This is a genomic window from Archangium sp. (assembly GCF_057119385.1).
In genome coordinates, this window is the sequence record NZ_DBNGVP010000047.1 from 34,736 (window position 1) to 46,998 (window position 12,263).

The 12,263-nt window shown below is 64.9% G+C and carries 7 protein-coding genes; 1 reads left to right on the forward strand and 6 read right to left on the reverse strand.

Annotated features, from left to right (window positions below):
- Positions 1-14: 14 nt before the first annotated feature.
- From AC16DP_RS10875 to epmA, 5 genes are all read right to left on the reverse strand, one after another.
- On the reverse strand, positions 15-5,114 hold the full coding sequence (locus AC16DP_RS10875) for a KGGVGR-motif variant AAA ATPase (RefSeq protein WP_329728981.1): 5,100 nt from the start codon (positions 5,112-5,114) through the stop codon (positions 15-17).
- A 2-nt stretch (positions 5,115-5,116) separates the two neighbouring features.
- Positions 5,117-5,782 (reverse strand): helix-turn-helix transcriptional regulator, encoded by a 666-nt coding sequence (locus tag AC16DP_RS10880; RefSeq protein WP_329728982.1) that lies wholly within the window; start codon positions 5,780-5,782, stop codon positions 5,117-5,119.
- A gap of 31 nt (positions 5,783-5,813) precedes the next feature.
- Complete coding sequence (locus AC16DP_RS10885) at positions 5,814-7,112, reverse strand: carbon-nitrogen hydrolase family protein (RefSeq protein ID WP_329728983.1); 1,299 nt, start codon at positions 7,110-7,112, stop codon at positions 5,814-5,816.
- A 136-nt stretch (positions 7,113-7,248) separates the two neighbouring features.
- Positions 7,249-7,917, reverse strand: coding sequence for an inorganic pyrophosphatase (locus AC16DP_RS10890; RefSeq protein ID WP_329728984.1), 669 nt, complete (start codon positions 7,915-7,917; stop codon positions 7,249-7,251).
- 8 nt (positions 7,918-7,925) lie between these two features.
- Positions 7,926-8,912 (reverse strand): EF-P lysine aminoacylase EpmA, encoded by a 987-nt coding sequence (epmA, locus tag AC16DP_RS10895; protein WP_329728985.1) that lies wholly within the window; start codon positions 8,910-8,912, stop codon positions 7,926-7,928.
- A 30-nt stretch (positions 8,913-8,942) separates the two neighbouring features.
- Between epmA and AC16DP_RS10900 the strand changes: the two genes are divergently transcribed.
- On the forward strand, positions 8,943-10,910 hold the full coding sequence (locus AC16DP_RS10900) for a chromosome segregation protein SMC (protein ID WP_329728986.1): 1,968 nt from the start codon (positions 8,943-8,945) through the stop codon (positions 10,908-10,910).
- Positions 10,911-11,045: 135 nt separating this feature from the next.
- On the opposite strand, the gene AC16DP_RS10905 is transcribed toward AC16DP_RS10900, so the two are convergent.
- Positions 11,046-12,107 (reverse strand): SPFH domain-containing protein, encoded by a 1,062-nt coding sequence (locus tag AC16DP_RS10905; protein WP_329728987.1) that lies wholly within the window; start codon positions 12,105-12,107, stop codon positions 11,046-11,048.
- Positions 12,108-12,263: the final 156 nt, after the last annotated feature.

Sequence of the window (12,263 nt, forward strand, 5' to 3'; positions counted from 1 at the left end):
TGAGGGATCACCCCTCAGTTCCGCCCCGTTCGCGTGCTCTCCGCAAGGGAGAGGTCCAAGCGCAGCGGCTCGAGAGGCTGTCCCGCCAACGCAGCTCGAACCTTTTCCGGCCGAACACACACGTCCCGCAGCAGCGTGAGAGGGGCAAACCGATTTCCAGACTGTACGGAAACCCTGTCCGTGTCCGCACCGTTCGAGACAACGGCATACGGGCCAGCAAGCGTGGCCCAGCCCTGCGGCAAACGAACAAGTTCCGCCAGGGAGTTCCACGTCTCCGTATCCCAGAGCCGTGTAGCACCGTCCCATGAAGTCGTCATCGCGCGATGGCCGTCCCGAGAGAACGCCACGTGATCCAACTCCTCTCGATGCGCATCTAGTCGCTTGAGGAGAGCGCCCGCCCGGAGGTCCCAGACACAAATCGACCCGACACTTGAGCCTGTCAGGAGCCGGCTTCCATCCGGGGAAAACGATATGTCGAAAATGGTCTCATCGGGGCTCTTCAACATATGGGTCAACCCGCGCGACTGAAGGTCCCAGACACGGATCTCACCATTATCTCCTGCGCTCGCCAGCCACCTTCCATCTGGAGAGAAGGAGACACAACTCGGCTCGTGCGAAAAACCCTTCATGGGTCGTACCGCCGCTCCGGTTTTGCCATCCCACAGTCGCACAGACTCATCGTCAAAAGTGGCCAGCCACTTCCCGTCCGGGGAGAAAACTCCTCCTAAAACCAGTCCTTCATGTCCTTCCAATGCAAAAGCCACTTGCGGCCGGGGTGAGGTCAAGTCCCAGACCAATGCATACTGCCCTACTCCTGCGAGGTACTTTCCATCTGGAGAGAATGACAGGAACAGGAGGCGCTCCAAATTCGAGATGACACCCAGCATCTCGCCTGTCTCAAGGCTCCACATCTGAACAGCGCCATAAATCGCAGCGGTCACCAACCGCTTTCCATCTGGGGATACCGCCAGCCCGATCATATCGTCATGGCCAGTTTGAACGGAGAGCCGACACTCTCCAGTCCGTGTATCCCAGATCCAGATCGTTCCATCCTCACACCCGATGACCGCATTTCCATCCGGCATGAACACGGTATCAAGTACCCAGGGAATGGAGACTCTCAACGCCCCCACTCCGGAACCATCGAGGTGCTCGATGGAAAGTGTTCCGCTCGCCGCAAAGACAATGCCCGAGACACTCCCTGGCAAAAAGGTCACAACTCCCTCTTGCGATTGAAGGGCAATATTGCGCACCACAGTGCTCGTTTCGCTGTTCCAAACCAACAACCGGTCCCGAGCCGTGACAGCAGCCAGGTACGTACCATTGAACGCCATACTGTTGACAGCGCCCTGATTAGTGTCGAAGTGAGTGGTTTCGATTCCATCACTCACATTCCAGATGCGCAGCGTCCCATCCTCGGAGCCGCTCGCCAGTTGCTGCGAAGATCGCGGATTAAATGCCAACCAGATGACCGAACTTCTATGCCCTCTCAGGGTGCGAATAAGCGTGCCCTGTGTAATTTCCCAGATGATGATCACCGCATCTTCCGATCCAGTAGCAAGCAGCAATCCGTCAGGGGAGAATGCGACTGTCATCACCGCCTTCCCATGACCATCCAAGGTTCTCAGCAGTGTGTCGGCGTGCGCGTCCCACAAGCGAGCGGTACCGTCATCGGAAGCTGTGGCAAGCATTCTGCCATCCGGTGAGAACATCACCTCGATAATCTCATCCTCATGAGCCTGAGTGCTCCGGAGCAGTTTCCCAGATGCGAGTTCCCAAAGGATCACCTTGCCATCGGCACAGCCCCCCGCGACCCTCTCTCCGTCAGGGGAAATGGCTACCCAGTTCACCGCTGACTCGTTACCCTCCAGCGTCGTCAAGGGACGACCAGAAGTAGCATCCACGACACAGGGGTTTCGGCCGGAGTTGATCACGAGGAGCGAGCCATCAGGTGAAATGGCGATGGAACGGATTTTCCCTTGAAGTACCGGAACCAGGGAAGCGTCTTGGGGTCCTTGTTCCACCATCCGCGGAGCACTCCACCGCGCAAGACCCAGATCGGTGCTCTTGAGAAAAGCCTCGTGCAAATCGGGCATCTGCCATGCGGTTCCTCGCAGACGTACATCGCGGAGCATGGCCTTTTCAAACAAAGGAGGCCGCTGAACGGCACTGCTCCCGGAGAAGTCCGCCGCCTCCAGGTCCGCGCCTGCGAAGTCCGCCCCATCCAGTACACTACCGCGAGCCTTGAGCCCTGTCCCAACGACCCGCCGGAAGTTGGCGCCCGTGAGATCAGCTCCATCCAGTTGCGCCCCTTCGAGATGAGCACCCTCGAGCCAAGCAAAGGCCAGCCGGGCATTGCGAAGGTCCGCGCCCTGCAACCGGACCCCAGGAGGAACAATTCGAGACATCTCCTCCTGACTCCGAGAACCCGCCTGCCCTGCCGTATTGCAGGACCATTCATAGGCAAGTCTGAGGGCATTTTCACTGACCCGCGAACGATAAGGGGAATCGAGCACTGCCCTCAGAGCCATCTGGAGTTCGTCCCGTCCACCCTCAATCGCGCTGAGGTCGACCAAAAAGGAGACACACTCCGCCGTCAGTGGAGGTGTATCCAGCGCGCTCGTCAGGGTCCGTCCCCGTGCCGCACGAAGCAGGTACCGGGCAAAGAAGAACTCCTCGAAGCTCTTGAATGAGAACTGGTAGGTACCAGCGGGCTCCGTTCGCGTGAGGAATGGGGAACTCCGTAGCTCCGCGCTCAAGCGCTCGGACTCCGCGAGAGAAAGCCGCTCATCCGACTCTCTCACCAGACTGACGAGCTGGCGCAAGTGCAACCTGCCCTGCGGACGTCCTCTCAGCTCTCGGGCGATGTGCTCGAAGATCTGGGGCTGGACCATTGCCGCATCGGGACTCCGCAGGGACTCTGTCTTGAACCAGCGGTCGGTGAAATGCTGGAAGAGGGAACCCAGACTCAAGGGTCCCTTCTGGGCGGAAAGGTCAGGAGCCGCATATAGCAGCATCTCCACGAGTAACGGGCGGGACATCACCAGCTCCGCCTTTTCCTCCAACCTGCTCAGGAGCATGCGCCACTGCTCCGCCCGCTCATCACCAAAGGAGCGCGTGAGGAACCGGAGGAGCTGCTCCTGATTCCACCCCGCCAGTTCGTCAACCTCCGCCCCGAACGCCAGAGCGACCTGGCCCAGCGACGTCAGCTGGGGTTGCCCCACCTCGGGAGAACGGGAACCGACCGGCCGCGGCTCGCGGAACAGACCCGTCCTGGCGGTCAGCAGAACCCGATTGCCGCGACGCCGTTCAGGTTCGAGCGCCGTTGGCCGGACCAGATTGCGAAATTGATCCTCCAGCGCGGATAGGTTGGCCGCCGCGTTCCCCATCTCATCCAAACCATCCAGCAACAAGACCACACGGCCCAGAGAGAGCAGGTGGAGCAGGACGGCGGGGTCTCCGCGCCAGCCCACAGCCGTGGCCATGTGTTCCTGGAGCAGCATTTCCAGTGTCAGGGCACCCGACAACTCCCTCAACGGAATATAGAGAGGAATGGGCGTTTCCGCGTCACGCTCGGCGGCAGTCGCCAACTCGTAGGCAAGCCTCCGAACGAAGCTGGTCTTCCCTGTCCCCGCCTCCCCCAGCACGACCCAGAGGCGCGAGCCCTTCCCGCGAGCCCATGCCTTGCCCCGTTCCAGTACGGGTATGGATTTGGGCTCGTGAGACCTCGGAACGAAACGCGAATCCACATAGGCGCGCGCGAGGGTGCTCTCCTCGTAATTCCTCCGGAGACGAGTGAGGTAGGGCTTGAAGTCGAACAGCTCCCCTTCCAGCTCGCTCAGGGTCAAGGCCACTCCCGGCCAATTCCGGAAGTAATCGCGGGCAGCCTCCGAAAACGCGGACGCCACCAACATGGGCTTTGTCCCAGGGAGCTGCTCGATTGCCGCTCGCAAAGAGTCCGCGAGGTCCGCCACCGCAGCCGCACTCAAGGAGCTACGAGACTCCTTGCATGCAACGAGATAGCGTTCTTGCTGGAAGCCGCTCTTTCGCTGGGCGATGAGGCCGGTTGTTTCGCCACGGCTCACCGAGTAACCCAACAGCTGTAGCAACCGCTCGACCCGTTGTTCGAAGGAGGGGCCACGCACTTCCTTTTGCCTGGGGCCTGGCCGGTTCGAGGAAGGATTCGAAGAGAGGTCGCGGTAGAGCACGGACTCGAGCTCGGCAGACTCCTGCTTCCGGAGAAGCGCCTTGCGCAGGTCGAGAAGCTGTTGAGCCACTCGCTTGTAGGCGCGCGCCACGGGAGAGTCGGGCTCCGTCTCCACGAGTAGTTCCTCGCTGAAGAGAAGCCGGGCCACGAAGGGCACCTCCACGCGGGTTTCGTCGGGCGGCAGTTCAAATTGACCATCCCAGACAGCACGGCGGCGGGCGAGGCTGCTCGGATCCTCATCAAGGGGCACGGGCGATGCGACGAGGATGCGCTGGAGTGCTCCCTGGGTGCGCACGGAAAGCTTGTCGTCCACTGCCTTCTGGAGCGCGCGGTAGACACTCAACAGGCCCACCGTGTTCTGCGCCGAGTAGTTGCCCACCAATACCGTCGCATGGGGCAACACGGCGGTGAGCAGCCCTCCCAGATCCGTAATGCCCGTGCGCGAGTCCAGCAGAACGTGGTCGTACTGAAACTTCGCGGAGAGCGCATCCAGGAGGCGTTGAAACAGCTTCAGACCGAGCTCTGGATTCCGAGCGGTGAAGGCGTGCCAGTCAATCTGTTGGTACAGACGAGCGAAGTTGCCGCGTTCTCCGAACGCAGGCAGGACAAACAATCCCGGGATGTTGGGGACGGCATAGGCCAGCGACAGGAAGGACTCAAGCAGGTGTCCCTCCGGAATCAGAGAGCCCGCCTGCTGCCAATCCACGAGCCACTCCAGGAAGCCGCGGGCCGGCAACTTCTGCGCTCGCAACCCCGAGATGTAATGCATTCCCGGTGCTTCCATGTCGAGGTCCCAGAGCAGGACCTTTTGCGAGCTGCGCGCGAGACTGACGCCGACATTGGCGAGCAAGAGAGAGCGTCCAACGCCACCCTTGAAGCTATAGAAAGTAGAGATGTGGGTCGTCATCGTCACATCGGGGGAGAAGGCGAATCATCGTCCGCCATGAGCGAAGAAAAGCGCGCCATCGTCCCAGGCTTCTCGACGGTGGGCGTTGGGGGCTGCGGGGCGGTAGCCGATGCCAGCTCCAGCTCGCGGCCACGGAATCCCAGACTGATGAGATTGCTGCCCCCCTTGCCAGGAAGCTTCTCGATGAGTTCGTGGGCTTCCAGTCGGCTCAGGATGCGCGACAGGTTGGCCTTTCGGAGATCCAGCTCCCGCATAAGGTCCTGCTGGCTCACGGGCCCACGGGCCCGGGAGAGGTACTCCAGTATGGAGGACACGTGCTCCCGCGCCAGCAACTGCTGAGGCAGCTCACCGCGCAGCGACTCGATGCGCCGCTCCAGGAGCTCACGCAACAGGGACCAGCGCTGGTAGTAGCGTAGGCTCAGGCCGTCCAGATCCTCCTGTCGCAGGGGATGCACCACCTGGACTAGGTGCTCGTTGAACTCCTCGAGCTGTTCTCTCGGTGCGTTCGTCCGGATCAGCTTCAGCAGCCGCTCGCAATAGACGTAGTCCAACACCGCCGCCTTCCGGTCGCTCCAGCGCGAGATGGCTTCGACGGCTTCCAGCAACTCGGGCAACGTGGAGTAGACCGCCACATCTTCGGGGGCACACTCCTCAAGATCGAGCGGCATGAGTAAACTCCTGGCAATAAGCCTGTTTACTCTAGTTTACCAGTCCCGGGCCACTCTTGTTTCCCCCCGACGTCTCGTCGGACCAGATCCACAGGCTCTCTACCTGAAAGGCGTCCGCCTGTTCCGCAGTCTGCTCCTCGGGACTCAGGGCCAGGGACTCCGAGGACGGATCCCCGATGAATCCAGGAGCCGACTGCTCCCCCTGGCGATGCTGGTTGGCGAGCACCGTCCGGCTTCCGTGGGAAGTCCGAAGATCCTTCGCCGCAGCGCGATGGGCGTTCACGCTCGACTGGTTGCCGTACGCTGGAACGAGCAACCACTCCGGACCGAGTACCTTCCAGAGTTCGCGAATGGGGTGGGCGGACTGACAGAAGTCCAGGCAGATGGGGGTGGCCATCAATCCGATGGGTAGCGGCAGGAGCCTGATGCGGCTTCCGGTGAGGATGCTCTCGAATGCCCCCCCCTGACTGAATCGGGTGAGCTTGGTGTGCTCCATCACGACCTGACCGGCGCTGTCCAGCAACTGCGTCCTGTTGAAGGCCTTGCCCTGCTGGGCGGGGTCGGGCTCGTGGAAACTGCCCGGCAGCACCAGGAGGAGCGAGTGGCGGCTGAGGTTCTTCTTCAACCAGCCTTGGATCCGGCGGCGCAGGTCCGGTGTGATGGTGAGTTCGGGGAGGACCAGAACGTGGACCTGCGCCTGGAGGGCACGCTCCAGCAGGCGCTCCACCCGGGACCATCGCGTCTCCGGCGCCTTGAGGTCAACGGCCTGCCAATGGGGAAGCAGGTGCTCGTGCCAGACGATCTCCACGCCATCCTCGAAGTGGTAGATGGCCACTCGCAACGGCTCACGGCGCCCCCGGAGGGCTTCGAGCTTCGTGATGAGGAACTGGGGAGGCCTGACGATTTCGACGCTATAGTCCAGGAACGTCTCCGGGATGACCCAGTGGTGCTTCACCCAGGCGCGCAGGTGCCCGCTGATCTGGCGTTCGACGGAAGACCGGCGTGGGCCCACCGGACGCCGGTAGACCTGGAAGCGCCGTTTCCCGTCCAATGTCACCTGAGCCAGCACCCCTGTGGGTTGGAACCCACTGTTCTCGTTCAGGAATCGGTCCACGACCCTGAGCTTTACGAGGGGCCACATGTCCGCGGGCAACTCCTTGCCCGCATCCAGGAGCGCGATGCCCCGCTCGATCTCCGCCTCAAGCTTGTTTGCCAAGTCCACTACGGTCCGGTACTCCTCATCGTGGAACCAAGCGTGCTTCTCTCCGAGCTGGACGAAGAGTTCGACGAGCAGCCGACGCGCGTAGTTGTTGATCTGCTGATCCGTCATCGTTGCTCGACCGGTTAGACTCGCAGCACACCTAACAGCAGTGATCTCAGGAACTGTTCACGCTCTGGCGTTCAACGTCCTGCCGGGGTAATACGGCGGAGCCAAGCCCCTACGTGGGCAGGAGCGCATCCAGGGGCTACCCCTTGCGGCCGCGCGGCTTGCGCGCGGGCGTGGCCTGGCCGTACACGCGCTGGTAGTCCTTCATGCTGCGCATGATGACCTCGTGCGCCTCGCTGCGATCGTACATCTCGACGATCTCCACCGCGCGCTTGGCCTGGCTGGGAATCTGCTTGTACGTGAGGAAGTAGTGCTTGAGCCGCTCGACGAGCGCGGTCGGCAGCTGCGCCACGTGCTGCAGTGCCCCGTACACCAGGTCCGACTCCAGCACGGCGATGATCTTGTCGTCCGCCTCGTTGCCGTCGACCATGCGGAAGCCGCCCACCGGCACGGCGTGCACCAGCAGCGCGCCGCTCGGAATCACCTTCTCCGTCAGCACGCAGATGTCGAGCGGGTCTCCATCGCCCTTGATGCCCTTGTTCCCGGTGCGCTCGGCGCAGCGCTTCGCCACCAGCTCGTCGCAGTACGTCTGCGGAATGAAGCCGTAGAGCGTGGGGCACTGGCTGGAGAACTGCTGCGGCCGGTCCAGCCGCAGGATGCCCGTCTCCTTGTCGAGCTCGTACTTCACCGTGTCGGTGGGCACCATCTCGATGTACGCGGTGACGGTCTCGGGAGACTCGTCACCCGGGGAAATGCCGTGCCAGGGATGGGCCTGGAAACTGTGGGTCTGCGGCTTCTTGTTGGCCATGTCACTTCTCAAACGAACTCATGGGCCGGGAACAGGAGGACATCCGAGATGGACTCCACGCCCAGCAACAGCATCAGGATACGGTCCAGCCCCACGGCGATGCCCGCCGAGGGCGGCATGTGGCCTACCGCGTCAAGGAACCGCTCGTCCAGTGGATACACGGCCCGGCCCGCATTGCGCCGGAACTCCTGTTCCTCGACCAGGCGGGCGCGCTGCTCCACCGCGTCCGTCAGCTCGGAGAAGCCGTTGGCCAGCTCCAGCCCCCGGGCGTACAGCTCCGTACGCTCGGCCACCGCCGGGTCCCCCGGCTTGAGCCGCGCCAGCGAGGCCATGGAGGCCGGGTACTCCGTCAGGTAGGTCGGCCGCTCCCACCCCAGCTTCCCCTCCACCTTCTGCAGGAACAGGTGGAAGAAGACATCGTCGAAGCTGGTGGCATCTCCCGTGCGAACCCCCGCCGCCTCCGCCGCCCGCTTCAGCGAGGGCCCATCCGCGCAGGCCCGCAGGTCCACGCCCGTCTCCCGGAGCACCGCGTCCCTCACGGACAGCCGCTCGTAGGGCGTGCGGCGGAAGAAGCCATCGCCCCCCACCGCCTGGTCCGCCTCCGCCAGCGCCCCCTCCAGGTCCGCCATGATGGCGTGGTAGTCCGCCCGGGGCCGGTAGAACTCCAGCAGGGTGAACTCGGGGTTGTGGGTCCGAGACACCTCTCCGTTTCTGAATACCTTGCAAATCTGGAAGATGGGACCCGCGCCATCGGCGAGCAGGCGCTTCATGGCGTACTCGGGGCTGGTGTGCAGGTAGAGGGTGCGGCGCTGGCCCACGTCCGTCTCGGGGACGAAGGGCGCCTCGAAGGCGGTGATGTGGGGCTCCATCCCCGGGGCGGGGATGAGGAGGGGGGTCTCCACCTCGAGGTAGCCGAGCTGGGTGAAGAAACGGCGGAGGGCTCCGTAGAGCGCCTGCCGGCCGGCGGCCGAGCGCCACTGGACTGGATTGGGCATGAGCGCGGCGGAAGTTACATTGCGCGTCCCATGCGCCCAAGGCTTCCCGCACTCCTCCTGACCCTCAGCCTCAGCACCCTCGGTGGGTGCGTCACCACGCCCAAGGCGCCTCCCCCTCTCACCGAGGAGCAGCAGCTCGCCGCCGAGGTGGCGCGGCTCGCCTCCGACGCGGCGGACCTGCTCAAGGCGCAGGACCTGCTCGTGTGGAGCTACTGGTCCGAGGGGGCCCGCGCCGACGTCGCCTCCACGTACGTGGGCAGGGAGACGCTGTTCAGCCTCGACAACATCCGGAAGATCGACCGGCTGCGCCAGCGCACCACGGAGCCGCGCGAGCTGCGCGCCCTCACGGCGCTCCAGTCGCACTTCGCGGGCGAGTACCTGTCGCAGCAGCTCGCCGAGGTGAACGACGCCATCGCCAACCTGGAGGCGTCGTTGACCTTCCAGGTGGACGGCCGCGAGGTGCGCTGGAGCGAGCTGGAGCGGTTGCTCGCCAACGAGCGCAGCGCGCCCAGGCGCAAGGCCCTCTACACCGCGGCCACGCCGGCCCTGGAGCGGCTCAACCCGCTCATCCAGCGGCGCGAGCAGCGCACGGAGGAGCTGGTGCGCGAGCTGGGCTACCCCTCGTACGAGGCCTTTGGCGGGGAGCTGCGGCAAGCGGACCTGGGCCGGCTGGCCCTGCTGGCCGAGGAGGTGCTGCAGGCCACCGAGGCGCCCTACAAGGACGTGATGGAGCGGCTGGCCCAGCGCGAGCTGGGGATGCCCTTCACGAACCTCACCCGGGCGGACCTGCCGCGGCTGTTCCGCCCGCGCGAGGTGGATGGCTTCTTCCCCAAGACCGAGCTGCTGCTGCGCGCGCACGGCACGCTGTCGGGGATGGGCATCGACCTGGGCGGCATGAAGAACGTGCGCATCGACGCGCGCGAGGGCGTGAAGCGCAAGAATCCGCGCCCGTTGTCGCTGGGCATCGAGGTGCCCGGGGACGTGCGGCTGTCGGTGCGGCCCGTGGACGGGGCGCTGGAGCAGTCGCGGCTGTTGCACGAGTTCGGCCACACGCTGCACTACGCGTACACGAAGGAGCCGCGCTTCGAGCTGGCCAAGCTGGGCAACCCCACCGTCACCGAGGCGTACGCGGCCCTCTTCGAGGACCTGACGGAGGACCCGGTGTGGCTGGAGGAGCACGCGGGGCTGACGGGGAAGGACCGGGCCACGTACCTGGCGGCCACGAGCGCCCACAAGCTGTTCCTCATCCGCCGCGCCGCGGGCCGGCTGCTGTACCAGCTCGCGCTGCACCGGCAGGAGGAGGGCGTGGACGCCCGCGAGCTGTACAAGGCCATGCTCGAGCGCGTGGACGAGATGCCCGCGACGAAGGACGACGTGGCGCGCTACCTCGTGGAGCAGGAGGACTTCTTCCAGTCGGCGGACCACTTCCGCGCGTGGTTCCTCGCGGGCCAGTTGCAGGGCCAGCTCAAGGCGCGCTTCGGCCCGTCCTGGTGGCACGAGCCGGATGCCGGGAAGTTCCTCCAGGGGCTGTGGGCGCACGGCAACGCGCTCTCCGCGCGCGAGGTGGCCGACAGCATGGGGGAGAACGGCATCGCCCCGGACGTGCTGCTGCTGCGGCTGGGCACCACCCTGGGCGTCCCCATCAAGCTGGATGCCCGGGATGAGAGTGTCGCTCCGTCCGAGGCCCCCGCGGGCCCCACCGCCCCCGAGCCCACCGCCCCGGCCACTCCCGAGAACACCCCGGCGGCCCCCGAGCAGGCTCCGGCCGCCGAGCCCCCTCCGGCCACGCCCGTGACTCCCGCCCCCGCGCCCCCGCCCACCTCGGCGGCCACGTGCCCGGCGAAGAAGCCCCTTCAGGCCCGTGCCTCGAAGTCGAAGGCCTCGAAGGTCCGCAAGGCCGAGTCCCGCCAGGCCCGCGCCTCGAAGCCCGGCAAGGCCTCGGCCCCCAGGAAGAAGGACGGACTCCGCCCGGGACACGGACACAAGACCCGGCGGTAGGAACACGAAGGCCCCCGCCCGGAATCACGGACGGAGGCCTCGGGGGACAACTCGGGAGCCCAGATACCCTCACCCCGTCCCTCTCCCGGGGGGAGAGGGGAAATGGGGGCAGTTGGGGCACCTCGAGGCGGACGGCTACAGCAGCTTCATCAGCTCCGCGCGCTTGGCGTTGTACTCCTCATCCGACAGCACGCCCGCGTCCTTCAGCTCCTTCAGCTCCTTCAGCCGCTGCGCCGGGGTGCGCGTGTCCGCGGGTGCCGCCGCGGGAGCCGGCTGCTGCGGCTGCTGCTGGTGCTGCTGCTGATTCTGCTGCTGCTGGTTCGTGAACATCTGGGCCATGCCGAAGCCCATGCCCATGCCCATGCCCTGCAGCCCCGCGCCAGCGCCGCTGCCGTCGCCGCCCTTGGCCATGCCCTCGGCCGCGCCCAGCATCGCCTGGCCCTGCGCGTACTGCTGGAAGCCGCCCGCCAGCCGCGAGTACGCCACGTCCTTCGACAGCTTCTTCAGCGTCGCCTCGTCCTCCTCCTTGATGCTGACGTGGAAGTTCCCCATCCGCACCACGGTCATGCCGTACGTGTCCACGTGCGGCTTCAGGCCGGCGATCACCTCGGTCTCGATCTCCTCGGTGTACGCGCCGCTCGTCACGTCCAGCAGCGGCCAGCGCTTCTTCACCAGCAGCTCGGCGATGCGGTCCCGCGTCACCTTGAGCACCTGGTTCTTGAACCAGCCCAGGAACTCCGCGTTGCTGGTGCGGCCCATGCCCACCAGGCCCACCACGAGCTTCTCCGGCTCCGTCACCCGGACGGAGAAGTCGCCGTACACCATGGTGCCGATGCCCAGCCCCGTCTCCGGGTCGCGCACGTCACCGATGGGGCCTCCGAACTTCACGCCCGTGAACTCGCGCGTGGAGACGAAGAAGACCTCGGCGATGAACAGGTTGCCGCCGGTGAAGCCCTCCACGAAGCGCGACAGGAACGGGATGTTGCTGGTGTCCAGCTGGTGCCGCCCCGGCCCCAGCTTGCCCTCCACCTTCCCGTCCTTGACGAAGAGGGCGACCTCGTCCGCATCGACGGTGAGCTGGGTGAGCATCCGGATGTTCTTCTCCGGATACTTGTAGACAATCTCGCCCTTCGCCTCGTCGGCGCGCGCGATGAAGTTCCGCTTCGCCTCGTCCTTGATCGTACCGAAGAATCCCATCGTGCTTTCGTCGCCTCCAGAGACCGCGTCGACTACCGGGAGCCACGCCGCCTACCCCTGCTAAACGCATAGCGACCGGGCCCATTGCATGCCCGCCGATCGCACCACCCCCGGCCTGTCCAGGGAACATGCCAGAGGTTCCGCACCCTTGGCCAG